This is a genomic window from Thermocrispum sp. (assembly GCF_002919275.1).
Classification (GTDB): Bacteria; Actinomycetota; Actinomycetes; order Mycobacteriales; family Pseudonocardiaceae; genus Thermocrispum; species Thermocrispum agreste.
In genome coordinates, this window is sequence record NZ_PKFA01000019.1 from 20,533 (window position 1) to 44,968 (window position 24,436).

Annotated in this window: 23 protein-coding genes and 1 tRNA gene; 13 read left to right on the forward strand and 11 right to left on the reverse strand. The window is 68.1% G+C overall.

What is annotated here, in order from left to right:
- Positions 1-24: 24 nt before the first annotated feature.
- The 4 genes from CXP56_RS04215 to CXP56_RS04230 form a co-directional block, all read right to left on the reverse strand.
- Positions 25-1,083, reverse strand: coding sequence for a 2-oxoacid:ferredoxin oxidoreductase subunit beta (locus CXP56_RS04215; protein ID WP_028846893.1), 1,059 nt, complete (start codon positions 1,081-1,083; stop codon positions 25-27).
- A complete protein-coding gene (locus CXP56_RS04220) occupies positions 1,080-3,026 on the reverse strand; it encodes a 2-oxoacid:acceptor oxidoreductase subunit alpha (RefSeq protein ID WP_286899920.1) in 1,947 nt (648 codons plus the stop codon). Before CXP56_RS04220 ends, CXP56_RS04215 begins: the two co-directional genes overlap by 4 nt.
- A 160-nt stretch (positions 3,027-3,186) precedes the next feature.
- Positions 3,187-3,981, reverse strand: coding sequence for an enoyl-CoA hydratase (locus CXP56_RS04225; RefSeq protein WP_051309901.1), 795 nt, complete (start codon positions 3,979-3,981; stop codon positions 3,187-3,189).
- A gap of 34 nt (positions 3,982-4,015) precedes the next feature.
- Entirely contained in the window at positions 4,016-4,459 is a 444-nt protein-coding gene (locus CXP56_RS04230) for an Lrp/AsnC family transcriptional regulator (protein WP_028846891.1), read from the reverse strand.
- A 74-nt stretch (positions 4,460-4,533) separates the two neighbouring features.
- Here CXP56_RS04230 and ddaH point away from each other — a divergent pair, with 74 nt between their 5' ends.
- From ddaH to CXP56_RS04245, 3 genes are all read left to right on the forward strand, one after another.
- On the forward strand, positions 4,534-5,394 hold the full coding sequence (gene ddaH / locus CXP56_RS04235) for a dimethylargininase (RefSeq protein ID WP_342665094.1): 861 nt from the start codon (positions 4,534-4,536) through the stop codon (positions 5,392-5,394).
- 772 nt (positions 5,395-6,166) lie between these two features.
- Positions 6,167-7,012: a zinc metalloprotease HtpX gene (gene htpX, locus CXP56_RS04240; RefSeq protein WP_028846889.1), complete on the forward strand. Its 846-nt coding sequence runs from the start codon at positions 6,167-6,169 to the stop codon at positions 7,010-7,012.
- Between the two features lie 555 nt (positions 7,013-7,567).
- Positions 7,568-8,020 carry a DoxX family protein gene (locus CXP56_RS04245; RefSeq protein ID WP_051309899.1) on the forward strand — a complete coding sequence of 151 codons (453 nt, stop codon included), beginning with the start codon at positions 7,568-7,570 and terminating at the stop codon, positions 8,018-8,020.
- A gap of 496 nt (positions 8,021-8,516) precedes the next feature.
- On the opposite strand, the gene CXP56_RS04255 is transcribed toward CXP56_RS04245, so the two are convergent.
- Positions 8,517-8,693, reverse strand: a complete 177-nt coding sequence (locus CXP56_RS04255) for a hypothetical protein (RefSeq protein WP_156899125.1) — start codon at positions 8,691-8,693, stop codon at positions 8,517-8,519.
- Between the two features lie 453 nt (positions 8,694-9,146).
- Here CXP56_RS04255 and CXP56_RS04260 point away from each other — a divergent pair, with 453 nt between their 5' ends.
- The 3 genes from CXP56_RS04260 (at position 9,147) to CXP56_RS04270 (ending at position 11,011) form a co-directional block, all read left to right on the forward strand.
- Positions 9,147-10,325, forward strand: coding sequence for a helix-turn-helix domain-containing protein (locus tag CXP56_RS04260; protein WP_286899924.1), 1,179 nt, complete (start codon positions 9,147-9,149; stop codon positions 10,323-10,325).
- 78 nt (positions 10,326-10,403) lie between these two features.
- Positions 10,404-10,571: a hypothetical protein gene (locus CXP56_RS04265; RefSeq protein ID WP_156899124.1), complete on the forward strand. Its 168-nt coding sequence runs from the start codon at positions 10,404-10,406 to the stop codon at positions 10,569-10,571.
- A 164-nt stretch (positions 10,572-10,735) separates the two neighbouring features.
- Positions 10,736-11,011, forward strand: a complete 276-nt coding sequence (locus tag CXP56_RS04270; RefSeq protein WP_156899123.1) for a hypothetical protein — start codon at positions 10,736-10,738, stop codon at positions 11,009-11,011.
- Here the strand turns inward: CXP56_RS04270 and rfbA are convergent.
- A complete protein-coding gene (rfbA, locus tag CXP56_RS04275; protein ID WP_286899927.1) occupies positions 10,969-11,850 on the reverse strand; it encodes a glucose-1-phosphate thymidylyltransferase RfbA in 882 nt (293 codons plus the stop codon). The genes CXP56_RS04270 and rfbA overlap by 43 nt on opposite strands.
- Before the next feature lie 399 nt (positions 11,851-12,249).
- On the opposite strand from rfbA, the gene CXP56_RS04280 reads away from it, so the two are divergent.
- Entirely contained in the window at positions 12,250-12,537 is a 288-nt protein-coding gene (locus CXP56_RS04280) for a hypothetical protein (RefSeq protein WP_051309897.1), read from the forward strand.
- A gap of 139 nt (positions 12,538-12,676) precedes the next feature.
- Here CXP56_RS04280 and CXP56_RS04285 read toward each other — a convergent pair whose 3' ends face one another.
- Positions 12,677-13,168, reverse strand: coding sequence for a YajQ family cyclic di-GMP-binding protein (locus CXP56_RS04285; protein ID WP_028846884.1), 492 nt, complete (start codon positions 13,166-13,168; stop codon positions 12,677-12,679).
- A gap of 263 nt (positions 13,169-13,431) precedes the next feature.
- Between CXP56_RS04285 and CXP56_RS04290 the strand changes: the two genes are divergently transcribed.
- From CXP56_RS04290 to CXP56_RS04300, 3 genes are all read left to right on the forward strand, one after another.
- Positions 13,432-13,517: transfer RNA gene (locus CXP56_RS04290), tRNA-Tyr, on the forward strand.
- 469 nt (positions 13,518-13,986) lie between these two features.
- Complete coding sequence (locus CXP56_RS04295; protein WP_051309894.1) at positions 13,987-15,627, forward strand: BCCT family transporter; 1,641 nt, start codon at positions 13,987-13,989, stop codon at positions 15,625-15,627.
- 404 nt (positions 15,628-16,031) lie between these two features.
- Positions 16,032-16,793: a metal-dependent hydrolase gene (locus CXP56_RS04300; protein WP_084609088.1), complete on the forward strand. Its 762-nt coding sequence runs from the start codon at positions 16,032-16,034 to the stop codon at positions 16,791-16,793.
- On the opposite strand, the gene CXP56_RS04305 is transcribed toward CXP56_RS04300, so the two are convergent.
- The 3 genes from CXP56_RS04305 to CXP56_RS04315 form a co-directional block, all read right to left on the reverse strand.
- A complete protein-coding gene (locus tag CXP56_RS04305; RefSeq protein WP_028846883.1) occupies positions 16,783-17,295 on the reverse strand; it encodes a hypothetical protein in 513 nt (170 codons plus the stop codon). The genes CXP56_RS04300 and CXP56_RS04305 overlap by 11 nt on opposite strands.
- 80 nt (positions 17,296-17,375) lie before the next feature.
- On the reverse strand, positions 17,376-18,920 hold the full coding sequence (locus tag CXP56_RS04310; protein ID WP_028846882.1) for a multicopper oxidase family protein: 1,545 nt from the start codon (positions 18,918-18,920) through the stop codon (positions 17,376-17,378).
- Positions 18,917-19,387, reverse strand: a complete 471-nt coding sequence (locus tag CXP56_RS04315; protein ID WP_211227487.1) for a hypothetical protein — start codon at positions 19,385-19,387, stop codon at positions 18,917-18,919. Before CXP56_RS04315 ends, CXP56_RS04310 begins: the two co-directional genes overlap by 4 nt.
- Before the next feature lie 118 nt (positions 19,388-19,505).
- Here CXP56_RS04315 and CXP56_RS04320 point away from each other — a divergent pair, with 118 nt between their 5' ends.
- The 3 genes from CXP56_RS04320 (at position 19,506) to CXP56_RS04330 (ending at position 21,950) form a co-directional block, all read left to right on the forward strand.
- Positions 19,506-19,829: a helix-turn-helix transcriptional regulator gene (locus CXP56_RS04320; protein WP_028846881.1), complete on the forward strand. Its 324-nt coding sequence runs from the start codon at positions 19,506-19,508 to the stop codon at positions 19,827-19,829.
- Entirely contained in the window at positions 19,826-20,482 is a 657-nt protein-coding gene (locus CXP56_RS04325) for a permease prefix domain 1-containing protein (RefSeq protein ID WP_051309892.1), read from the forward strand. The genes CXP56_RS04320 and CXP56_RS04325 overlap by 4 nt, the downstream gene beginning before the upstream one ends.
- Before the next feature lie 76 nt (positions 20,483-20,558).
- The gene (locus CXP56_RS04330; RefSeq protein WP_028846880.1) at positions 20,559-21,950 is read left to right on the forward strand and encodes an FAD-binding oxidoreductase; all 1,392 of its coding nucleotides are present in this window, start codon (positions 20,559-20,561) and stop codon (positions 21,948-21,950) included.
- A gap of 283 nt (positions 21,951-22,233) precedes the next feature.
- Here the strand turns inward: CXP56_RS04330 and CXP56_RS04335 are convergent, their stop codons facing one another.
- A complete protein-coding gene (locus CXP56_RS04335; RefSeq protein ID WP_245566572.1) occupies positions 22,234-23,538 on the reverse strand; it encodes a GGDEF domain-containing protein in 1,305 nt (434 codons plus the stop codon).
- Positions 23,539-24,436 lie beyond the last annotated feature (898 nt).

The window sequence follows — 24,436 nt, forward strand, 5'->3', positions numbered from 1 at the left end:
GACGGCCGAGTGATCAAGCCTGCGTCACGCGACGGTCCAGGTGTCGCTGCCGTTGAGCAGCGCCTGCAGGTCGGCGTCCTGCTTCTGGCGTGCCGACTCCACCTGCGCCCGCACCGCGTCGTCGTACGTCGTGCGGTCGACCTGGCGGAAGATCCCGATCGGGGTGTGCGACAGGTCCTGGCCGCCCAGCCGGGACAACGCGAACGCGTACGCCGGGTCGGCGATCGTCGGGTCGTGGGTGACGATGGTGTCCGGGTCGATGTCGGCCACCTTGGCGATGTCGAAGCCGAAGTCGCCGCGCACCACCGCGTACTCGTTCTCCGGTCCGAACACGATCGGCTCGCCCGGCCGCAGCGGCACGATCCGCCGCGCCGACTCGTCCTTGTCCTTCAGCACGTCGAACGCGCCGTCGTTGAAGATCGGACAGTTCTGGTAGATCTCCACGAACGCCGACCCGCGGTGCTGCGTCGCCGCGGTGAGCACCTCGGTCAGCCCGGCCTTGTCCGAGTCCAGCGCCCGCGCCACGAACGTCGCCTCGGCGCCCAGCGCCAGGCTGATCGGGTTGAACGGATGGTCCAGCGAGCCCATCGGGGTGGACTTGGTGATCTTGCCTTCCTCGCTGGTCGGCGAGTACTGGCCCTTGGTCAGGCCGTAGATGCGGTTGTTGAACAGCAGGATCTTGATGTTCACGTTGCGCCGCAGCGCGTGGATCAGGTGGTTCCCGCCGATGGACAGCGCGTCGCCGTCACCGGTGATGACGAACACCGACAGATCCGGCCTGGCCACCGCCAGCCCGGTGGCGATCGCGGGCGCCCGGCCGTGGATCGAGTGGAAGCCGTAGGTGTTCATGTAGTACGGGAACCGGCTGGAGCAGCCGATGCCCGACACGAACACGATGTTCTCCCGCTTGACGCCCAGGCTGGGCAGGAACGCCTGCATCGTGTTGAGCACGACGTAGTCGCCGCACCCGGGGCACCAGCGCACTTCCTGGTCGGACTTGAAGTCCTTGGCCTTGTAGGCCTCGTCGGTGGTCGGCACTCCGTCCAGCCCGCCGATGCGCGGGAGTCCGAGGTCGATGCTCATTCCACAGCCTCCGTCAGCGCGTGGACGTCGGATCCGTCGGCGGCAGGCGGCTCGGTGTCGTTGATGACGTCGGTGAACACCTCGGCCAGTTCGGCCGCCTTGAACGGCAGCCCGGCCACCTTGGTGTGTGACCGGATGTCGACCAGGTAGCGGGCGCGCAGCACGCCGGCCAGCTGGCCCAGGTTCATCTCCGGCACGATCACCACGTCGTAGCGTTCCAGCACCGAGCCGAGGTTGGCCGGCAGCGGGTTGAGGTAGCGCAGGTGCGCCTGGGCGATGCGCATGCCCGAGCGGCGCACCCTCCGGCACGCCGCACCGATCGGCCCGTACGACGAACCCCAGCCGAGCGCCAGCACCCGCGCGTCCCCGGTCGGGTCGTCGACCTCGACGTCCGGAACCTTGATGCCGTCGATCTTCGCCTGGCGCAGCCGCACCATCCGGTCGTGGTTGTCCGGGTCGTAGGAGATGTTGCCCTTGTTGTCGGCCTTCTCCAGCCCGCCGATGCGGTGCTCCAGGCCAGGGGTGCCGGGGATGGCCCATTCCCTGGCCAGCGTCTCGGTGTCCCGCACGTACGGCCAGAACTCGTTGCTGCCGTCCATGGCGTTCGGCTCGGAAGCGAACGTCACGGTCAGGTCCGGCAGCTCGTCGACGTTCGGGATGCGCCACGGCTCGGAGCCGTTGGCGAGCGCGCCGTCGGACAACAGGATGACCGGGGTGCGGTAGGTCAGCGCGATGCGCGCCGCCTCCAACGCCATGTCGAAGCAGTCACCCGGCGAGCACGGCGCCACCACCGGCACCGGGGACTCACCGTTGCGGCCGTAGAGGGCCTGCAGCAGGTCCGCCTGCTCGGTCTTGGTCGGCAGGCCGGTGGACGGGCCACCCCGCTGGACGTCGATCACCACCAGCGGCAGTTCGGTCATCACCGCCAGGCCGATCGTCTCCGACTTCAGCGCGACACCGGGGCCGGACGTGCTGGTCACACCGAGCGCGCCACCGTAGGAGGCCCCCAGTGCGGCGCCGATGCCCGCGATCTCGTCCTCGGCCTGCATGGTGATGACGTTGAACGCCTTGTGCTTGCTCAGCTCGTGCAGGATGTCCGAGGCCGGGGTGATCGGGTAGGAACCCAGCACCACCGGCAGGCCCGAGCGCTGCCCGGCCGCGATGATGCCGTAAGCCAGCGCGAGATTCCCGGTGATCTGCCGGTAGGTACCCGGCGGCAGCTTCGCCGGCGCCACGTCGTAGGTCACCGAGAAGGCCTCGGTGGTCTCGCCGTAGTTCCATCCGGCGCGGAAGGCCAGGATGTTCGCCTCGGCGATGTCCGGCTTGCGGGCGAACTTGGTGCGCAGGAAGTTCTCCGTGCCCTCGGTGGGGCGGTGGTACATCCAGGAGAGCAGGCCGAGGGCGAACATGTTCTTGGCCCGCTCGGCGTCCTTCTTGCCGATGCCGAGGTGTTCGACCGCGCCACGGGTCAGCGTGGACATCGCCACCTTGTGCACCTGGTACTGGTCCAGCGAACCGTCGTCCAGCGGGTTGTCGGTGTAGCCGACCTTCGCCAGGTTGCGTTTGGTGAACTCGTCGGTGTTGGCGATGATCGTGCCGCCCGGGGGCAGGTCGTCGATGTTGGCCTTCAGCGCCGCGGGATTCATCACCACCAGCACGTCCGGCCGGTCGCCTGGGGTGAGGATGTCGTAGTCGGCGAAGTGCACCTGGAACGACGAGACGCCCGCCATGGTGCCCTGCGGGGCGCGGATCTCGGCAGGGAAGTTGGGCAGGGTCGCCAGGTCGTTGCCGAAGGCCGCGGTTTCCGAGGTGAACCGGTCACCGGTCAGCTGCATGCCGTCACCGGAGTCGCCGGCGAACCTGATGACCACCCGGTCGAGCTTCTCGACCGTGGTGGTGCGTTCTCCGGCAGCCTGACCCGGGGTGTTTTCGCTGGTGGACATGTGAATGAGGGAATCCCTCTCTGCGCTTCGAGTACGAGTCGCCTACCGAAGTTAGGCTCGACTCACCTCGAGGTTAGCTCGACGTGTGCCGAACCGACGAACCGGCTCGATGTGATTCCAGTCCGTGGACACCTGCCGTCGACCGTGTCGACTACCCGAATCAGCGCCCTGACCTGCTGATTGTGGTGCGCATCTCAGCGAGCCGGGTGGCGAATGTCTCCGAGGCGATCGACGCCAGCTGCGGCACGATCTCGGCGTTCACGGCGTCCGCGTGACGGGCCATCGTGGCGGTCTGACGCATGGTGCGCTTGGTGGTCACCAGCAGATCGCGGGGCGCCTTCTCCGCGCCCCTGGCGAATTCCACGGCGGCGGCGACAAGCTGTTCGTGGTCACCGTCCACCACGCGGTGGACCAGTCCCGCCGCGTGTGCCTGTTCGGCGCCGAGAACTTCGCCGAACAGCGTCATCGCCGCTGCCTGTTGCGGCCCGACGATGCGGTGTGCCATCCACGTCATGCCGCCGCCGGGGTGGATGCCCAGCTGGAGGAACCGGGTGTCGAAGCGGGCGTGCGGACCGGCGAACCGGACGTCGGCGGCCAGCGCCAGGTTGAGGCCGGCGCCCACGGCCGGGCCACCGACCGCCGCCAGGGTGGGAAGCGAGCATTCCGCCACGGCGAGAAACCCGGCGTAGATGGAGCGCAGCCCTTCCTCGGTGCCGGACGCCAGCGCCTCCAGATCGGCACCTGCGCAGAACGCCGGGGGTGTGCCGGTCACGACCACGGCGTGCACGTCCTGGTCGTCCTCTGCCGCGCGGACCGCGGCGGCAAGCTCCGCTGACAGGTCCACGGTGAGGGCATTCCGGCGCTTGGGGTTGTGCACGGTGAGCACGGCGACTTTGCCGATGCGGTCCTGGCGGATTCCGGCCTCGTCGGCCGGGTGCGGGGTTGCTGCGACCATGCGGCCGAGAGTACCCAGCGGGTGCCGCGACGTGTCAGTGCGGAACGGGGGGCCGCTCCAGCAGCGTGGACAGCACGACGGTGGACACCGTGCGGTCGATGATCTCCAGGCCGCGCAGCCGCTCCAGCGCCGACTCCAGATGATGGATGTCGGCGGCACGAAGGTGCACGATGGCGTCCGCGGCACCGGACACCGTGTACGCGGCGGCCACTTCCGGCAACTCGATGAGGCTCGACCGGATCCGCGACGGCGGAACGTTGCCCCGGCAGTGCACTTCCACGAAAGCTTCGGTTCCCCAGCCCAGCGCGCGCGGGTCGACGACCGCGGTGAAGCCGCGCAGTACCCCCGAATCCAACAGCTTGTCGACGCGGCGCTTGACGGCCGGGGCGGACAGCCCGACCACCTTGCCGATCTCCGCGTACGAAGACCGGGCATTGGCGACCAAACACGAAATGATTCGCTGGTCAATCGAGTTCATACGCAATGTTTAGCACGTGCATGCGCAAAAGTGAGCAATTGATCGCCGCTGTGCTTGCATCGTAGATTGACGGCATGACCGCCGTTGCTGTTCGCCAGACGTCGCCTGCCCACCGGCAGGCGGAACCACGTCACTACCTGATGTGCCCACCGCGGTACTTCGCGGTGGACTACGCCATCAATCCGTGGATGGACCCGAGCAAGCCGGTGTCGGTGGATCTGGCCATGCTGCAGTGGACCGAACTGCGGGACACCTACCGCAAGCTCGGCCACACCGTGGAGGAGATCGAGCCGGTCGAGGGCCTGCCCGACATGGTGTTCGCCGCGAACTCGGGAACGGTGATCGACGGTCGCGTGCTGGGTGCACGGTTCCGTGCCGAGCAGCGCCAGGCCGAGGCGGAGTACTACCGGCGCTGGTTCGTCGAGCACGGCTACCGCGACGTGGTGATGCCCACCAAGATCAACGAAGGCGAGGGCGACCTGACCTGGACCGGGTCGGTTCTGCTGGCGGGCACCGGATTCCGCACCGATCCGGCGGCGCACGCCGAGGCGCAGGAGGTCCTCGGCGTGCCGGTGGTGACGCTGCAGCTGGTCGACCCGCGCTACTACCACCTGGACACCGCGCTGATGGTGCTGACCACGGCGACCGAGGACCGCCCGGCGGAGGTGGCCTACTACCCGAAGGCCTTCTCGCCCGGCTCCCTGCGGGTGTTGCAGCGGATGTTCCCGGACGCGGTGCTGGCCAGCGACGAGGACGCGGAGACGTTCGGGTTGAACGGAGTCTCCGACGGCCGCAACGTGGTGTTGTCCGCGCAGGCCGTCGGCTTGGCCGAGCAGCTTGCCGAGCGCGGCTACCAGCCGCACCTGGTCGACATGTCCGAGCTGCGCAAGGCGGGCGGCGGCCCGAAGTGCTGCACGTTGGAGCTGCGCGACTGAGCTGGCCGATCGGCGCACGAACCTCGGGCCGGCCGCGCGGGTACGGGCAGCCTGTGTGTTCTGGGTGGATCAGCCGCCACGCTGGGCCACGGGTGCAGGCGGCACAGCGCGTGCGGGTACGGGCGACCCACGTGCTTCTCGGCAGGCCAAGCCCGCGAAGGTAGCCGACAACGGCGTCGGGTGCCGGCGCGCAGGTACGCATGACCGAGACCGATGACGAAAGGCTCCCGGAGGCGTGTGCCAGGGAGCCTTTCTCCTTGGCGTCGGCTCGAACGGATGCGTCTGGCGCCGGGTTGCCGGCTCGGACGACCTGCTCGCCGTCCGCACCGTGGGCTGTTCGCCACGCTCGGCCATCGGCACCAGGCCGTCGCCGCTCCTGGATCGGTAAGACGGATTCTGAACACGCTGGCGTGATCTTTCCTGCGCTCCCGCCATTTGATTGATGAAGAATCGAGCAGGGCGTGGCACGAAACAGACGTTCGGGGCGAACAGGTCATCGGCGGTACGAGCGCGGACTGGGCAAATGGCGGCAATCAGAGCGTGCGCGAGGCGGGCTGACCGTGTGCTGCGGACGAAATTTGCCGAACTGTTCGGAAGCGCTTCGTGATCGACCGGTTACGGATCGTCGGTCGATTGACGGCTCCGGCCGTCGACACGCGATGAAGTGCCTGGTCAGGGCGCTGTGGTCGGAATCATCGGAACTTCGGTGTGGTCAGGCGCGTTGAATCGTGGACGGAGGGGCGAGAAACCGGCCATCGGGAGGCGCAAGCAAGTGCACAGGCATCAGAACGGCATCAAGACCGTGCTGCTGCTGGGCTTGATGAGCGCACTCATCATCGGCATCAGCAGCCTCTTCGGGCGTGGTGCGGTGTACATCGGTTTGCTCATTGCGCTGGCCGTCAACGGATTCGCCTACTTCAACTCGGACAAGCTGGCGCTGCGTGCGATGCGCGCCCGGCCGGTGTCCGAAGCGGAGCAGCCCACGATGTACCGGATCGTGCGCGAGCTGGCCACGGCCGCGCGGCAGCCGATGCCGCGGCTCTACATCAGCCCGACGCCGGCGCCGAACGCGTTCGCCACCGGCCGGAACCCGCGCAACTCCGCGGTGTGCTGCACCACCGGGATCTTGCAGATCCTCGACGAGCGTGAGCTGCGTGCGGTGCTCGGGCACGAGCTGTCGCACGTCTACAACCGCGACATCTTGATTTCCAGCATCGCCGGGGCGCTGGCCAGCGTGGTGACCTTCCTGTCGTACCTCGCGATGTTCGGCGGCAACAGGGAGAACGCCAACCCGCTGCTGAGCTTGCTGCTGGTGTTCATCGGCCCGATCGCGGCCGGGATCATCAAGCTGGCGGTCAGCCGGTCCCGGGAGTTCCAGGCCGACCAGTCCGGCGCCGAGCTGACCGGCGATCCGCTGGCGTTGGCGTCCGCCCTGCGCAAGCTGGAGAGCGGCACGGCGGCCCGGCCGTTGGCCCCGGAGCCGCGGCTGGTTTCGCAGTCGCACTTGATGATCGCCAACCCGTTCCGGCCGGGGGAGAACTTCGCCCGGCTGTTCTCCACCCACCCGCCGATGCAGGAGCGGATCCGGCGGCTGGAGGAACTCGCCCGGCGCGGCTGAGCCGTTCGCGACACAAGTGCTCCGTGCCCGCCAGCGGATGCCACCGGGACCTGTAGCGGTAGCGGTCAACCCGCCGAGGGTGGCGGACGCTGTGCCATCGACATTGGCGGCCGACGCCACCTCGACGCCGATGGACATGCCGGAACGACCAGGACGCTCGTCGTTCGACCCGCGGGTGCCGCCCCGGATCGTCTTGACGCCCAGGTGTCGGTCCGGATCCTTCTGCTGCCCATCCGGGCCTTGTGTCCGTCGCCGCACGCACACGGCCTTGGTCGACTGGGAATTGGTCAACTGGGAACTCCCACCCACGAGCGGCGGCTTGCGCTCGCCAGTCGTTGCCCTTTCAGGCGTAGGGGTGTGACGTCGAGGGCAACGACGCTGACGCGTTGAACAGGTTCTCCCGCCATCCCGTTGTGCCTCACGAGCAGGTTGATCATGGCCGTGGGCAGCGCCGTCCGCGGCGAGACGGCCCGTGGGAGGCCGGTCCTGCTCGAGGAAAACGAACTCGTTCATGGGGGTGCAACGTGCCTCCACGCGGGGGAACGGAGGACAGCAATGCCTGCCGAGCGTGTGCGCGAAGTGGTGGAAGGAAATCGGGATCGCGTCATCGCGTTGTTCCGGATCGCCGTCGGGGTGATGTTCTTCGCCCATGGCGCGGCCGTCTTGTTCGGAATCTTCGGTGGTGACCCAGCCAATCCCGGGCATCCCGTCGCGTTCGGCTCCTGGCCGCAGTGGTGGGCCGGGCTCATCGAGTTCGTCACCGGTGCGCTGGTCACTCTCGGCGTCGGGATGCGCGGTGCCGCGTTCGTGGCCTCGGGAGCCATGGCCTACGCCTATTTCGTGGTGCACCAGCCGCTGGGCCTGATGCCGCACCAGAACGGTGGCTTGGCGGCCGCCTTGTTCTGCTGGGCCATGCTGGTGCTGGTGTTCATCGGCCCGGGCGCCTGGGCCCTGGAGTCGGTGCTGGCCCGCGCGCGGCGGTCGCGCCGCGTTGCCGAGGCGGCCTAGTCGCAGGCGGCAACGCCTTCTTCAGTCCCGTGTGGCCCCCCTCGGGCCACACGACCGTGATGGGAACACCGCGCTCACGGGCGGCGGCTACCACGTCGGCAGTGCCGCCGTAACCGCGCGCCGGTTTGCCGTCCCACACCGCGATGAGATGGTCGGTCTCGTCGAGCATGCGCCGGCTGGCGGCCATGTGCGCGTGGCTGTCCGATTCGACGAAATCCAGCTCGATCACCCTGGCGGCCTGCGACAGCAGGCCGTCGTAGGTGGCGTAGTGTTCGGGCGGCCAAGCCGTCGCGGTACTTCTTGGCGGGAACGATCACCACGAGATCCCCGCCGGCGTCGAGCACGGCCCGAGCGAACAGAGCATCGGCGCCGTCGGCGAGCGCGCTGAGACCGATCAAACCGGATTCGTACCGGGCGATCTCCGCGCGCAACGCGGCGTCGACCAGTCGTTCCGTGGCGGCCGGAAGTCCGCGATGGCCGGTGATGGCGACTCGGGTCACGGCGCAGTGTCCTCGGTGAAGAGCGCGGTCAGGGATTCGTCCAGTTCCTTCGTCGCGGTGGTGCGCTGGGGCAGTGCGGCGCGCAGACCGCGAACGCGCAGGATTATCCGTTCTGATCGGTAGCGACGCCCGACAGCCAGCGCTTCCAGGGCGAGCGTACCTGCCTGTTCCATCTCTCGGGCGCCCGCTCGTCCGCAGATCGCTCGCCCCCAGCACGACCCTCCCTCACGTTTCGCGCACGGCCAGCTACCGAGACGAAGATCGTGCCCTGCTCCAACCTGCCCGCTGTCGCTCGAGGCCCGCTTTCGGCATCGGCGTATCGGCGGTCCGGCAGTGCCTCGGAGTTCGGCACAGGCCATGACAGAGCCGAGACGCCGACATGTCGACGTGTCTGACGCTGATCAGTTCAGCAGTGCGCAGCGAGGCGGCTGGCTCGTCGGGCAGCCGCGGCAAAGCCGGTTCACCGCCATTGGCGTCGCTCCACGGTGGCGTTCATGTCGGTATTGACGGCCTGCTCAATTGCTACGCGTGCTGTGCGTGATCGAACGGTTACTGTGGTATCTGATTGCCACGAAGACCATCGGTGGGATGCGCCAAGTGCTCGAATGCGGAAACGGGTGACGCCGGTGAACGAGGAAACGTTCGGATCGCGATTGAAGCGGCTGCGCACTCGTGCCGGGATGACCAGGCCACAACTCGGTGGCCTGGTTGGCCGCAGTGGCGAATGGGTCAAGGCCTTGGAGACGGGCCGCATTTTGCCGCCCCGCCTTCCGATGATGGTGCGGCTCGCGGAAGCGCTCAGGGCCGACGACCTGGCAGAGTTGACCGGAGACGAGCGGCTGGCCATGCCCAGCTACAGCAACGCGGCCCATGAGCAGTTGCCCGCAATTTCCCGCGCCTTGCTGAACTACCCGCTGACCGATGACGTCGAACCGGACGTCGACGGGATCGTCAGACGGGTCGAGCAAGCGTGGGAGCTCTGGCACGGCTCCCGACGGCACCGCACCGCCGTTGCCGTGGCTCTACCGTCACTGTTGCGCGATGCGCGCGTCCTGCCTCGGTTGGTCGAGGGCAACGATCGCCGCCGTGCCCTGGTCGCCTTGGCGCAGGTGTATCACCTGACACAGCTGTATTTGTCGTTCCAGCCCGTGCCGAACCTCGTGATGCTTGCCGCTGACCGGGCCATGACCGCGGCGCAAGACGCGGACGATCCGCGGGCGATGGCGGCCGCGGCCTGGTACGTCAACCACGTGCATCGCGATGCCGGAGAAGCGGAGGAAGTGCGGGTGCAGTTGGCTCACGACACCGCGCGCCTTCTCGACCCGGAGCGCGATCGCGCGGAGTACGGCCTGTTGTACCTGGCCATTGCGTTGTCCCACGCCAAGGTTGGCCGTGAAGGCGACGCGTGGCGGGCTTGGGACGTGGCCGAGCAGGCGGCGCGCGGTGTCGAACATCCGTGGCTGAAGTTCGGCCCCGGGATGGTGCATGCCTACCAGGTCACGATGCTGGCGGATCTGCAGAAGTCTGGTGAGGCCGTGCGTCGGGCAGATGCGCTGGATTTTGCGGCGCTGGGATCCATGACGCGTCGCGCGTTCCACACCATCGAGACGGCACGCGCCTTCTACGCACAACGTGAGTACGTGGCTGCCGTCGCCCTCCTCAGGCGGGCCAACGAAATCGCCCCGGAAACCACCCGCTACAACCTCTTCGCCCGGTTCGCTGTCACCGAGCTAGCGAACAGCGGTGGGGCAACGGTGCGTGACGATGCCGAGCGCCTCGCAACTGCGCTCGGTGTCACCGCTTGACGGGTACGACCTGTACCCGCAGACAAAGGGGGAGGAATCGTCCCGGCGTGCTACCCGAACCGAGGTCACGCTGAGTACATGTCGTGGAACTCAGGGGGATGTGTTGGCGCCGCTCACGGCGGTGCGGCGTTCGTGACCGACTTCGACGGTCGAATCGTGCGGATCGAGGACGCCGACGTTCGTGACGAAGAGGCCGAACGGTTGGCGGAGGAAGAAATGAGTGCTGAGGGGTCCGAGACGTCGTGAATGATCTCCCCGGCCGGAGTGAACCATCCGCACGACGACAAGACCCACGGCGGTAAGGGCTCATCGCCGACAGCGGTGCGGACCAAAGGGAATTCTGAAGCCAATGCGCCAGGACGCCGTTGCGTTGGCTGGTGCGAACAGGAGCGTGGCGGCTGCGGCATCCGATGTGCAACGACAAATCGAAAGCGATGAAAGACGCTGTCGACCGTGACACCGAGCTGTTCACCGCGGTCGCGCAGACCCATCCGGGGATTGTTCGCACCCTGCACATCCTGATCAACGAGCTCGACGCCGCCTGTGGCCTGCTCGATCCAGAAGTTCAGCGTCAGCCAGGTGAGCGTGTCCGCCGAATCGGCGACACAGTGATTTCCAGGGTCGACGATTCCCCTGCGGGGTGTCAGTCGCTCGCCCCGAAGCTGCGCGCCACCGACATGACGTAGTCGCCGTACCCGCTGTTGGCCAATTTGCGGCCGAGCGCCATGCACTGGTCGGCGTCGATGAAGCCCATGCGCAAGGCGATCTCCTCCGGGCAGGCGATCCGGACGCCGGTGCGGTGCTCCAGCACCTGCACGAACTGCGCGGCTTCCAGCAGCGAGTCGTGCGTGCCGGTGTCCAGCCAGGCGAAGCCGCGGCCGAGGTCGACGAGGCGCGCCCGGCCCTGGCGGAGGTAGGCCTGGTTGACCTCGGTGATCTCCAGTTCGCCGCGCGCCGACGGGGTGAGCTCCTTGGCGATGTCGACCACCGTGTTGTCGTACAGGTACAGCCCGGTGATCGCCTTGTCCGACTTCGGGTGCTTCGGCTTCTCCTCGATGGAGATCAGGTTGCCGTTCTCGTCGACCTCGCCGACGCCGTAGCGCTGCGGGTCCTTGACCGGGTAGGCGAACAGCGTGCAGCCGTCCAGTTCGCGGACTTCCTTGCGCAGCCGGCGGGAGAAGCCTTGGCCGTAGAAGATGTTGTCGCCCAGCACCAGCGCCACCGGGTCGTCGCCGATGAAGTCGGCGCCGATCAGGAAGGCCTCGGCCAGACCGTTCGGCGTCGGCTGCTCCGCGTAGCTGATGTTCAGGCCCCACTTGCTGCCGTCGCCCAGCAGGCGCTGGAAGCTGGGCAGGTCGGTCGGGGTGGAGATGAGCAGGATCTCCCGGATGCCGGCCAGCATGAGCACCGACAGCGGGTAGTAGACCATCGGCTTGTCGTAGACCGGCAGCAGCTGCTTCGACACCGCCTGCGTGATCGGGTGCAGGCGGGTGCCGCTGCCGCCGGCGAGCACGATCCCCTTCACGCGATCAACCCACGAGTCGTCAGCGGCCGGGCGGAGTTGCGGCGTGGACTGCCGTTCACCATGCGACCCCTCGTCGTTGCGTCTGGCGCACGCATCACGCCACCCCAGTGTGCCGCGCTCCCCTGAATGATCAACGGGGTCACGGCGATCCACACGTTAGGGTGACCTCGGCTGCGAGTGCAACCGGTTCGTGCGAATGCCCGGCTTCTTCTTAGCACACCGGGTGGTTGACACCGGGTGTGCGGTGGCCGGGCAAGAGACCGGCCGGGTGATGCGTGTGAATGCGTCGGTAGCAACGTGCGTGCACCCCCGGTAACGACGTCCTGATGGCCGGGATGAAGGCTTCGGATCCACTGCCAGCACCCCACCGCACGTGCGGTTCTGTCGGAAAGGAACGACGTGATTCAGCAATCGTCTCAGGTCGGCGACGTGACTGCCCAGGGCAAGAAGAAACGGCACGTGTTCCGGTGGTTCTTCCTCGCCGTGCAGGTGTTGTTCGTGCTGTGGCTGGTCAGCGGCCTCAATGCCGTCGCCGACAACTGCGACGGCAAGACCGGCCAGGTGCTCGAGGCGTGTCAGGCAGGCACCGCGATCGGGACAGGAATCGGCGTCGGGCTGATCATCGTCCTGTGGGCGGGCGTCGACATCATTCTCGGCGTCAGCTACCTGATCTTCCGCAAGCGATAGCGCGATCGGGGCAGCGCGTATCGCCGCTGCCCAGGCGGCTCAACGCAGGACCGCACGTGAACACGACCGCCTGGTCTCCGCTTGGCGCAGCGCGATGCGCGCTGCCCCCCGATGCCCTCTCACGGTTGCAGCGCGTGGCTCACCGGTAGTTGGTGAACTGCAACGCGACGCCGAAGTCCTCCTTCTTCAGCATGGCGATGACCTCCTGCAGATGGTCCTTCTTCTTGCTGGACACCCGCAGTTGGTCGCCCTGGATCTGCGCCTGCACGCCCTTCGGGCCTTCGTCGCGGATGAACTTGGCGATCTTCTTCGCCTTGTCGGACGGGATGCCCTGGAGGATCTTGCCCGCGACCTTGTAGGTCTTGCCGGACAGCGTGGGCTCGCCCGCCTCGAACGCCTTCAGCGAGATGCCGCGCTTGATCAGCTTCTCCTTGAACACCTCGACGGCGGCCTTGACCCGCTCCTCGGTCTCCGCCTCGATGGTCACCGCGAACTCGCCAGCCCAGGACACGGTGGCTCCGGTACCGCGGAAGTCGAAACGCGTGGCCAGCTCCTTGGCAGCCTGGTTGACCGCGTTGTCCACCTCTTGCCGGTCGACCTTGCTCACCACGTCGAACGATGAATCCGCCACTGGAAACTCACACCCCGTGCGTCGTACCAACTCGTCGGCCGCACTCTATCGCGGCCGCACCGTCGTGCGGGCTCGGTCGTGCTGCCCGGCCTCCCCTCCGGGCAAGCGCACGGCGCTGATGATCATGAGACGGGGACGGCCCGGTGATCCGCCGAGTCCGGTGCGAGCCGCGGGTGGGCGGAGGTGCGGAGAAAAGCATCCCCCTTGCGCGGCCCCTGGGTGTCGTTGGGTAATCTGATGGCAGCTGGGGTTGACCCAGACACGGCAGGTTACCCAAGCGGCCAAAGGGATCTGACTGTAAATCAGACGGCTTACGCCTTCGGGGGTTCGAATCCCTCACCTGCCACCAGCGGCAAACGCCCCGCGGACCAGCGGCAATGCGGTCGGCGGGGCGTTTTGCATTGCCGCCGCAGGGTGCCGGGCGCGATCGGCCTGCCCGGCCGTGTCCTCGCCCCTTCACCCGCTGCGCCCAGATGCCGGCGCCGAGGCGGCATCGCATGGCCGAGGGGTCGCGGTGCCCGGCGTTCGCTTGACGGCGATCACGTTCGGTTGCATCCTTGGCACCCGTTCGGTGACGGCCGCGATCCGTCCAGCCGTGCTGTCCAGCCGGCGGGTGGGTTGACCGGTCGCTCCTGGGGTTGCTGTCGTCACGGTTCGTGATCCCTGCGGGCGGCCGACGAGGACGACGAGGACGGCAGATGGACAAGTCGATACACCAACAGCCCGCAGCCGACGCTCGGCCCGACCGCCCGGATCCGGGCAGCACATCCTCGACACCGTCAGCTGGACCCCGGGACGCGAAACCGCGCACGAACCTCGTGGTCTTGTTCGGCTCCGCCGCGACGGTCCTCGGCATCGCCATCGTCAGCCTGGTCGCGCCCGAATGGGCCAGCACCGTCACCAGCACCGTCGTGGCGTGGGTCAGCGACGCGTTCGGCTGGTGGTACTTCGCTCTGATCGCGGCGATGCTCGTGGTGGTGATCGTCATCTGTTTCAGCCGCTACGGCAACTACCGGCTGGGACCGGACGACTCACGGCCCGACTACAACCTGTTCACCTGGACGGCGATGTTGTTCGCCGCCGGGATCGGCACCGACGTGATCTTCTATTCCGTCGCCGAACCGGTGGCCCAATACCTGCACCCGCCGGCCGGCGAGGGCGGCACGCCGGAGGCGGCGCGCGAAGCGGTCACCTGGATGCTGTTCCACTACGGCCTCTCCGGCTGGGCCCTGTACGCCCTGATCGGCATGGCGCTCGGCTTCTTCGCCTTCCGGCGCGGCCTGCCGCTGGCGATCCGATCGGCCCTGTACCCGATCTTCGGCAAGCGCATCCAGGGCCGTACCGGTGACACCGTCGACATCGCCACCGTCGTCGGCACCATCTTCGGCGTCGCCACGTCGCTGGGCATCGGGATCGCCCTGCTCAGCGTCGGCTTCAGCCGCTGGCTCGGGGTCAGCGCCGGGACCTCGCTGCAGATCGCGCTCATCGTCGCATCGGTCGTGCTGGCGACGACGTCGGCGGTCTCCGGGGTGGACAAGGGAATCCGCCGGTTGTCCGAACTGAACGTGCTGCTGTCGGTCTCCCTGCTGGGCTACATCCTGATCTCCGGCGACAGCGCGTTCCTGTTCAACGCCCTGGTGATGAACCTCGGCGACTATCTCAGCCAGCTTCCCGGCATGAGCTTCGACACCCTGGCCTACCGCCAGGCGGAGGGCGCCACCCTGGCGGGCGACCCGGACACCACGGTGACCGCGTGGATGAACCTGTGGACGCTCTTCTTCTGGGCCTGGTGGATCGCCTGGGCGCCGTTCGTCGGGATGTTCCTGGCGCGGATCTCGCGGGGCCGCACGATCCGGCAGTTCATCCTCGGCGTGATGTCGATTCCGTTCGTCTACATCCTGCTGTGGGGCTCGGTGATCGGGAACAGCGCGATCCGAACCGTGCGCAACGGTGACGAAACCCTGGGGGAGAACACCTACGCCGACCCTGCGTCCGGCTTCTACGACTTCATCGAGCAGTACGCGGGGGCCGGGATCCTGATCGCGCTGGTGACCATCACCGGCTTCCTCTTCTACGTGACCTCCGCCGACTCCGGTGCCCTGGTCACCGGCAACCTGACCTCGAAGCTGCCGCACCCGATGGCCGACTGCGCGGTCCCGGTGCGCATCTTCTGGTCGGTGACCATCGGCCTGCTCACCTTCGCCATGCTGACCGTGGGCGGTGAGAACTGGCTGGTGCAGCTGACCAACATCACGGTGATCATGTCGCTGCCGTTCTCCTTCGTGCTCGCGCTCATCGCCGTCGGACTGATCAAGGCCTTCCGGCAAGAAGCACGTGATCGCGAGGCCAAGCGCGCGGCGCAGGAGCTGGCGCGCGGTCCGGGCTCCGGCGACGGCGCGGCGGCCGTGAACTCCGGCGAGGCCTCGGCTGCCGACCCGGCCGTGAGCCAGGAAGGCTGACCTGGGCGACTGGCCATCCGGCCTGACGGGCCGGTCGGTCATGGCCTCGCCCTGGTATGGCACGCGCTGGCCTCCGGTGGGCGGCCGGCCGCGCTGCAGGGGTTTGCGAACGTCGCGTGTACCGAGCGTGGGCCGCCGTCGTACGGCCGACCGCGCGAAAGGGGCTTGACCTGCGCATCGTCGGGGCCCGCCGCATCCGCTCCGTACTTGTGTGCCACGGGCCGCGAAAGCGTCGGCACCGCCCGTTACATTCCATGATCGACTTCTCACGGCCGGTGCTGGGTCGACCGGCCCGCGTTGGCGGAAGGACGGAGGGTGACTGTGCCCGGTCAGCGGGAACTGGTGAGTCGATTCGGAGCCACGAGATCATGCGGGACGGCCGGGAGGGCGAGGAGGTCCGGCCGATGATGGGTCGGACGCACGCGCTCACCGGATGGTGCGCGGGGCTGGCCTTCGCCCCTGTGGTGGGGGCAGGAGATCTGCACAAGGCGGTCGCGTTCGCGACGGTCACCGCCGGGTTCGCGCTGTTGCCGGATCTGGATCACCCGGGAGCCCGGGCGTCGCGCCTGCTCGGCCCGGTGACCAAGGCGCTCTCCTGGCTGCTGCGCAGGGCGTCGGCGGGGTTGTACGCGGTGACCAAAGGGCCGCGCGACGAGAAGGTCAAGGGCACCCACCGGCACCTGTCGCACACGGTGGTGTTCGCCGTGCTGCTCGGCCTGCTGACCGCGCTGGGCACCGAGGCGGGTGGGCCGTGGGCGGTGGCTGCCGTCGCCCTCTTCGCGGTCCTGCTGGCCGAGGACGCGCTCGGCGACTGGCTGCTCCCGGTGGCCACCGCGGCGGTGACGTGGTGGATCAGCTCGACCCCGGAAGGCATCGACGAACTGGGTCCTCTGGCCGGCTGGCTGGGCTATGCGGTCGCGCTGGGCTGCATCGTGCACTGCCTGGGCGACGCACTCACCAAGTCCGGCTGCCCGTTCCTGTGGCCGATTCCGATCCGCGGCGAGACGTGGTACGAGATCCGGCCGCCGAAGGCGTTGCGTTTCCGCACCAGCGGCCCCGCGGAGAACTGGGTGATCGTCCCGCTGTTCTCGGTGCTCGCGGTGGCTCTGGTGCCGGGGGCGAGCGAGTGGGCGCTGGACGTCGCGGCCCAGGTGATCAGCCGGTGAGCCGCGGGTAGGCCTTGGCGAGCGCCTCGGTGGCCGCGGTGCAGGACTCCTCGTCCCCGGACTCCCACGACTCGACGATCGCCAGCAGGTACAGCTGCTTCTCCAGCGGAATGGCCACCGAGCAACCCGTGAACGGCCGCATCTGCAGCGCCTGCTTGCCCGCCACGGACACCTTCTCCGCGTCGTCGTCCTCGCCCAGCGCGCTCGACTGGTGGATGGACAGCATCAGATACTTCGCCCCGTCACCGGCGCCGTAGTTGCAGGCGGGCAGCGAGTTGTGCTGTTCCCCGCTCGGCGTCAGCCGGTCCGTGGTGAGCGGTTTCATGATCTGCGCCGCCTCCTCGGCGGTGAGCAGCTGGCAGACCTGCTCGGGCTGCATCGCGCGATAGTCCCGGTCTCCGTCGTCCCGGGCGGCCGAGACTTCTCCCTGGCCGCACGCCGTCAGGACCGGGGCCGCGGCCAGCACGGCGCCAACAGCGAGCATCCGCAGTGAGGTGCGCATAGCCTGCACTCTAGACAGCGGACCAGCGCCAACTCAGCTCAGTGACGACCGGCCATCCGGGTGAACGCGCGGCTGCCTGCTCATGCCACCGTCTCGAAAGCGCTCATCATCGCCATGTCCTCGTGCTCGAGGTTGTGGCAGTGCAGCATGTACCGGCCTGCGTAGCCGGTGAAGCGGACGGCGACGTCCACGTACTCCGCCGGACGCACGTCGACGGTGTCCTTCCACCCCCGGTCGAACCGGCCCGGTGGGTGTCCGCCGCGGCTGACGATCTGGAACGGTGAGAGGTGGATGTGCACCGGGTGGTGCAGATCGCTGTAGAACCGCCAGATCTCCAGCTCGCCGAGCCGAGGCCGGGCGTCCATACGTTCCGGGTCGAACGGCCGGTCGTTGATCGTCCATCCCTTGTGCCCGCCGACGATGCCGCGGGTGAAATGCCACGTCCGCACGCGAACCGCGCGCTGCTGGTCCAACCGCTCGATGTGCGCCAGGCGGCCGGGGATCCGGCTGTCGTCGGCGGCCCGGCGGGTGACGACGAATGCCATTACGACCGCGGTCGAGCCCGCGCCGAAATCGTTGTGCAGGACGATGCGCGTTCCGGGCCGGACGGCGGAGAAGTCGATGATCACGTCGCTGCGCTCGGCGGGTGCCAGGTCGATGTGCGGGTGCCGGACCGGCCGGTCGAGCAGGCCGAGGTCCGAGCCGATCTGGACGAACGACGCACCACCGTCCAGCCGCAACCGGTACCGGCGTGCATTCGACGCGTTGAGCAGGCGGAAGCGGTAGCGTGCCGCGTCCACTTCCAGCAGCGGCCACGGTGCGCCGTTGACCAGCACCACGTCGCCGGCGACGCCTTCCATGTACTCGGGCAGCACGCCGGGGGTGTGCCGCAGGCTCTGGTCGATGGCCGGATAACGGAACCGGCCGTCGCCGTCGAACGCGCGGTCGCAGATCATCAGCGGGATGTCCCGCTCGTCACGAGGGAGCGGCAGCTCGTCCTCGACCTCGTCGTGCACCAGGTGGAAGCCGGCCAGCCCGTACCAGACCTGCGGGCCGGTGAAGTCCATGCGGTGGTCGTGGTACCACAGCGTCGCCGCAGGCTGGTCGAGCGGATACACGTATTCCCGCGATCCCTTGCTGACGTCGCCGAGCGGGTGGCCGCCGTGGCCGACGTGATCGGCCAGCCGTCCGCCTTCGGGGATGACCAAATCGGTCGGATACCCGTCGTGTTCCGGCGGCGTGTGGCCGCCGTGCAGATGCACGACCGTCGGCACGTCCAGCTTGTTCCGGTGCGTGACCACGGTCCGGCGGCCGGAGCGCGACCGGATCGTCGGGCCGGGGAACGTGCCGTCGTAGGAGAACACCGGCGTACGCCGTCCGGGCAGGATCTCCACGTCGGCGACTCGCTGGGTGATCTCGTAGTAGTCGGTCGTCGCGTCGGTACGCACCGGCTTCTTCACCGCAGGTACCGGCAGCGGCACGGTGAACGGCTTCGGCAGCGGGCCTTCGCTGGTCAGCAGCTCGGCCGTCTGCTCGATGCCCTCGCTGCGCCCGCACGACGGCAGTGCCACCGCGGCTACGCCCAATGCCGACAGTGCCAAGAAGTTCCTGCGAGACACGGTCATCGGCGGAACACCCCCAAGCGTCGCGGTGGGCCGAGTTCGCCGGTCAGTGCAGCCGCACCCTCCCGCTTGGGACGCCCGACCTTGGCGGAGCGGTGGAACACCACCGCGAACAATCCCAAGGCCAGCAGAACGAGGGCGACGCCGAGCGGGATGTGCACCCACAGAACGCGCGCGTACCCCATGCCGGTCTGCACCCCGGCCGCGAAGAACAGCGCCACGCTGAGCAGGACCGGCCATGGCTTGCCGCGTCCGATCAACCAGAAGCAGACCGCGACGACGATCTGCGCCAGCGCCACGCTCATCAGCACGCTGGCGTTCGTTGCGTGCCACCAGAGCAGGTCGAAGTCACCCGAGAGATAGCCACCTGCCAGCACCGGTTGCAGCAGCACGCCGACGGTCACCACCGCCGTCGTGCAGCGCAGCAGCCACAGCGTCACCCGCGGTCCGGAGCGTTCGGATGTCGTCACGCGGCCCACGCTATACGTAGGCAAACTACATATGAATCCGGGAAAACCCTGAGAACTTCCCTGGTTGTGCGGCACGAACGGCTCAGGGGAGCGTGTTCGCGCTGTAGGCTGCCTCACTATGGACGCCAGTGATGTGCGGGGTCATCTGGACGGGCTGCTGTTGGCGGTGCTGGAAAGCGGGCCGCTGCACGGTTACGGGATCATCGAGGCCCTGCAGCGCCGCAGCGGAGGCGCGCTGCAGCTGCCCACCGGTACCGTGTACCCGGCACTGCGGCGCCTGGAACGGGCCCGCTGGATCGAAGGCACCTGGACCGTGGTCGACGGCCGGAAACGCCGTGTCTACACCCTCAGTCCCGCGGGTAAGAAGGAACTGGCACGCAGGCGCTCGGAGTGGGTGCGGTTCACCGGGGTGATCGGCACGGTGCTGGGAGGCGGAGCATGACAGCGCAGTCGTCGGTACTGGACCGGCTGGACCGCTCGCTGCGGGGGCCGCGCCGCGCCCGTGCGGACATGCTGGCGGAAGTGCGTGACGGCCTGGAAGACGCCACCGACGCCTATTGCGCCGCGGGGCTGCCGCCCGCCGTGGCGCGGCAGCGCGCCGAAGAGGAGTTCGGCGACGCGGAAGTGATCGCCGCGGAGCTGCAAACCGAACTGACCGCGCGCTACGGGCTGCGCAGCGCCTTGCTGCTGGCGGTCGTGCTCGGTGCCTTGACCCTGCTGTGGGACCTCATCTGGCAGCTCGCACCGGCAACGGCCTGGCGGAACCCGGGGCCGCTGATCCCGGTGCTGTCGTCCGTGGTGGACACGGCGTCGTTGCTGACCGCAGGGTGCGGTGCGGTGGCCCTGGTGCTGCTGGCCGTCGCCAACCGAGTGCCGTCGACCTGGGCAGTGCGCCTCCTCGGCTGGGCCGTCATCGCCGGCGTCGGGGTGATCGCCGTTGCGTCGGTGGCCATGCACGTGACCGGCGTCCCGCAGCATCCCGCCTACGTCCCGACGGTGGTCGCCGCCAGCGGTGTGTCGGTCGTCCTCGGCGTGTGGCTGGTGGTGCGGGCCGTACGCTGTTTGCACCTGGCGGGGCCGCACCGCGAAGGCTGACGCCTTTTGGCCCCTTTTTCTCCGCCGCGACCGTTCTACGATGGCGGGTAGTCGACCCGAGGTGGGGTAGTTCGCCATGGACGGTGCACGGCTCGTCGCGCGGCTTCGCGCTGAGCTGGGGGCTGCTGCGGTGCTGGACGATCCGGACGTGACGGCGTCGTATTCGCACGACATGATGCCGCTCGCGGACCGGGCTCAGCCGTTGGCGGTGGTGTTTCCCGAGGATGTCGAGGGTGTGCAGGCCACGGTCCGGGCGTGCGCCGAGGCTGGGGTCCCGATCGTCCCGCGTGGCGCCGGCAGTGGGTTGAGCGGCGCGGCGAATGCCGTGGAGGGCTGTGTGGTGCTGGTCCTGACCAAGATGGACCGCATCCTGGAGATCGACCCGGGCAACCGGCTGGCCGTGGTGCAGCCGGGCGTGGTGAACCTGGACTTCCGCGAGGCGGTGGCCAAGCACGGGTTGTTCTACCCGCCGGATCCGTCCAGCTACGACTGGTGCACGATCGGCGGCAACCTGGCCACCAACGCCGGCGGGCTGTGCTGCGTCAAGTACGGGGTCACCACGGATTCGGTCCTCGGGCTGAAGGTGGTGCTGGCGGACGGGTCACTGCTGAAGACCGGGCGGCGTACGGTCAAAGGCGTCGCGGGCTACGACCTGACGAAGCTGTTCATCGGCAGCGAGGGCACGCTGGGCGTGATCGTCGAGGCGACGGTCGCGCTCAAACCGCTCCCGCAGGCGCCTGGGACGTTGGTGGCGGCCTTCGACGACACCGGCAAGGCCGGGGATGCGGTGGCGCGCGTGGTGCGCGAGGGCCTGGTGCCGTCGCTGATGGAGATCATGGACGCCACGTCGATCAAGGCGTCCGAGGCGTATCTGAAGACCGACATCGGGGCAGGGTCCAACTGCAAGGCGTTGCTGCTGTGCCAGTCCGACCTGGGTGGCGAGCCTGCCAAGCGTGAGCTGGCGGCGATCGAGCAGCTGTGCAAGGACGCGGGAGCCGATTTCGTCTACGCGACGGACGACTTGGCCGAGGGTGCGTTGTTGCTGCAGGCGCGCCGGGTGGTGCTGAAGGCCCTCGAGGTCTACGGCACCTGGCTGACCGACGACGTGTGCGTGCCACGGACCCGGATCGCCGAGTTGATCACCGGCTGCGAACGGATCAGCGAGCAGGTGGGGCTGCGCATCGCGGTCGTCGGTCACGCCGGCGACGGCAACATGCATCCGACGATCGTCTACGACGCTTCCTCGGCGGACGAGTTCGCACGAGCCAGGAAGGCGTTCAACGACATTCTGGCGCTGGGGCTGTCGCTCGGCGGCACGGTGACCGGCGAGCACGGCATCGGCAAGATCAAGCAGGACTGGCTGGAGCGGGAGATCGGCCCGGTCGGCATGCGCGTGCACCGGCAGATCAAAGCGGCCCTGGACCCGGACAACCTGTTCAACCCGGGGTCGATGTTCGCCATGACGTGACTGCCCGCCGAACTGCAGCGCCGGATGGCGGCGGCTGAGCTGCTGTGGCACGAAGGTGCGGGTTCGCGTCTGGCTTGCCGCGCGCTGCGAGTACCGGAGCGGGCGTTCTTGGTCATCATGGCCATGAGCCGGCGAACGGTCGCAGTCCACTGGTCCAGTCGTGGGTTCCGTCGTTGAGCCGAGCGGCTCGGGTACCCACTTGCCGCGTCGCCACGTGTGAACCGAGTGGTGGCGTAGCGGCTTGTCCGGGTTCGGTGACTCGCGGGTCAGGGCGTCGACGCAGTCAGCCGACCGGCGTGGCGTGCACGACTTGGTTGCGTCCGGCGTTCTTCGCCCGGTAGAGCGCGGTGTCGGCCGCGTCCAGGAGTTCTTGCACGCCCGTGCCGGCATCCGGGTAGATGGCCACACCGATCGAGGTGGACAGCCCGGTGACCAGCTCCGCGTCGGCGTCCACCGGAACTTGGATGCGCATGACGGCCTGCCGGATGCGTTCGGCGACCAGGTGCGCTTCCGCGGCGTGTACGTCGGGCAGGAGGACCACGAACTCTTCGCCGCCGAAGCGCCCGACCGCGTCGCGATCACGCACCTCGGACTTGATGGCCTGCGCGACCGCACGCAGCACCGCGTCGCCGACCAGGTGGCCGTAGGTGTCGTTGATCCGTTTGAAGTGGTCCAAGTCGATCATCAGCAGCGCGAACGGGCTCTCCCGCTCCCGGCTGCGGTGGAACTCCCGCTCGGCCGTGTGGTGCCAGCCCGCGGTGTTGTAGACGCCGGTCTTGTCGTCCGTCGTGGCGGCCACCTCCAGCTGCTTGACCAGCACGCTGCGGTGCAGCAGGAGCAGCGACGGCAGGATGAGCAGGGCCAGGCCGGGCATGGTGACCAGCGCCAGTGCGTTGAGTGCGCCCAGGCCGAGCGTGGCCAGCTCGAGCAGGTTGTCGGTCCAACTGCCGAACAGGCCGCTGGGCGTCCAGATGATGCGTTCCCGGGCGCCGATGACGACCAGGGCGCCCACCACGAAGTAGACCGCGACCGCGGTGGCGACCGCCGCGAAGCCCTGCCAGTCGTGGGCCAGCGCCTCGCGCATGTCGTGAATGCCGGTGAGCACCATCGCCTGATGGGCGGCCAGGCAGGTCAGGATGACCCCGGTGGCGTTGTTCGTCGTTCGCCACACCGGTACCCGTTGCAGGCGGTACCAGCTGCGTACCGCCAGGTGCCAGTACAGGACGACGACCAGGGCCGCGGTCAGCGGAGGCGGGAGCAACATGACCGCGGCGAAGGTCCACACCGACGTCATGTTGATGTGTGCCACGCCGCTCACCCGGCGCCGGATGCGCTCTACCCGGCGTCCGAGTTCGGCCTGACCGACCCCCAAAGCGACCAGCGCCAGGAACACCCAGATGTCACTTTGGGTAATTTCTTCTGATCCCAGAAGAGTGATAACCGCCACGACTGCGGCCAGTTCGGTGACGAGGCAGTACAGCCGTACCCGGAGCGGCTGCGCCCACAGCTCCCACTGCGAAGGGAGCAGTCGATTCCACCAAATGCGCAGGTCCGGGCTGGACAAGGCGTCCGGTCGGTCCATACTCATGGGTGCTCCCCCGCGCGGTGCAGACGGTCTGTGACCACTCAATCACACCTCACCCGTTCGGGAAAGATGCACAGGCAAGCCCGGCTGGCGCGGAAGGAGGCCTGCCATGCGCAACCGGGACAACTGATGCCGTCGTTCAATCCACGTCCAGCAAGTCGAGGGGAGTTCGTGAATGGCCAACCGGGACGACTGATCCATCCGTTCGTGTGCGTCCGGTCGTTGCTTGCGCGAGGAGGTGTACGCGGTGGCCAACCGGGACAACTGAGTATTCCGATCGGGGTCCGTTTTGCGCTGTATGGGAGGTGTGCGCGGTGACCAACCGGGACAACTGAAGCGAGCGATCGCGGTGGTGAGAGCAGGTCGAGCGGAGGTGCGCAGATGACGAACCGGGACAACTGAGCAGCGGACGAGGTGCAGGTCCGGCCTGGAGAGGAGGTGTTGGCGATGGCCAATCGGGACAACTGACGTCTGTGCGGATGGTTCGCCGGCGACGGATGGCGAGGAGGTGTTCGTGGTGACGAACCGGGACAACTGAACGGCAGGTGACGCGTGGGCTTTCGGGCGCAAGGGAGGTGCTGGACATGACCAACCGGGACAACTGATCCGCAGGTGAAGGACGACTGTGTGCGGCGAGGAGGTGTGGACATGGCGAATCGGGACAACTGAGCGGCCGCCGAGCAAGGGATTTCGCGAGTGGTGAGGAGGTGCGAGATGACGAACCGGGACAACTGAGCGGTCGAGGAGATGGCGGTCTTCGTGCGTGGCTGAGCGGAGGTGCGTGATGGCCAATCGGGACAACTGAGCGGGCGATGGAGAGCGGGAGCGAGTCGAGCGGAGGTGTGCGGTGGCGAATCGGGACAACTGACAGCGGCAGCCGGTTGGGTTCTGCGGTGAGGAG

Excerpts from the sequence above, each read along its gene's own strand:
- CXP56_RS04215 (WP_028846893.1), bottom strand. The coding sequence starts at position 1,083 with ATGAGCATCGACCTCGGACTCCCGCGCATCGGCGGGCTGGACGGAGTG.
- CXP56_RS04220 (WP_286899920.1), bottom strand. The coding sequence starts at position 3,026 with ATGTCCACCAGCGAAAACACCCCGGGTCAGGCTGCCGGAGAACGCACC.
- CXP56_RS04225 (WP_051309901.1), bottom strand. The coding sequence starts at position 3,981 with ATGGTCGCAGCAACCCCGCACCCGGCCGACGAGGCCGGAATCCGCCAG.
- CXP56_RS04230 (WP_028846891.1), bottom strand. The coding sequence starts at position 4,459 with ATGAACTCGATTGACCAGCGAATCATTTCGTGTTTGGTCGCCAATGCC.
- ddaH (WP_342665094.1), top strand. The coding sequence starts at position 4,534 with ATGACCGCCGTTGCTGTTCGCCAGACGTCGCCTGCCCACCGGCAGGCG.
- CXP56_RS04245 (WP_051309899.1), top strand. The coding sequence starts at position 7,568 with ATGCCTGCCGAGCGTGTGCGCGAAGTGGTGGAAGGAAATCGGGATCGC.
- CXP56_RS04255 (WP_156899125.1), bottom strand. The coding sequence starts at position 8,693 with ATGGAACAGGCAGGTACGCTCGCCCTGGAAGCGCTGGCTGTCGGGCGT.
- CXP56_RS04265 (WP_156899124.1), top strand. The coding sequence starts at position 10,404 with ATGTCGTGGAACTCAGGGGGATGTGTTGGCGCCGCTCACGGCGGTGCG.
- CXP56_RS04270 (WP_156899123.1), top strand. The coding sequence starts at position 10,736 with ATGTGCAACGACAAATCGAAAGCGATGAAAGACGCTGTCGACCGTGAC.
- CXP56_RS04300 (WP_084609088.1), top strand. The coding sequence starts at position 16,032 with ATGATGGGTCGGACGCACGCGCTCACCGGATGGTGCGCGGGGCTGGCC.
- CXP56_RS04305 (WP_028846883.1), bottom strand. The coding sequence starts at position 17,295 with ATGCGCACCTCACTGCGGATGCTCGCTGTTGGCGCCGTGCTGGCCGCG.
- CXP56_RS04310 (WP_028846882.1), bottom strand. The coding sequence starts at position 18,920 with ATGACCGTGTCTCGCAGGAACTTCTTGGCACTGTCGGCATTGGGCGTA.
- CXP56_RS04320 (WP_028846881.1), top strand. The coding sequence starts at position 19,506 with ATGGACGCCAGTGATGTGCGGGGTCATCTGGACGGGCTGCTGTTGGCG.
- CXP56_RS04325 (WP_051309892.1), top strand. The coding sequence starts at position 19,826 with ATGACAGCGCAGTCGTCGGTACTGGACCGGCTGGACCGCTCGCTGCGG.
- CXP56_RS04330 (WP_028846880.1), top strand. The coding sequence starts at position 20,559 with ATGGACGGTGCACGGCTCGTCGCGCGGCTTCGCGCTGAGCTGGGGGCT.
- CXP56_RS04335 (WP_245566572.1), bottom strand. The coding sequence starts at position 23,538 with ATGAGTATGGACCGACCGGACGCCTTGTCCAGCCCGGACCTGCGCATT.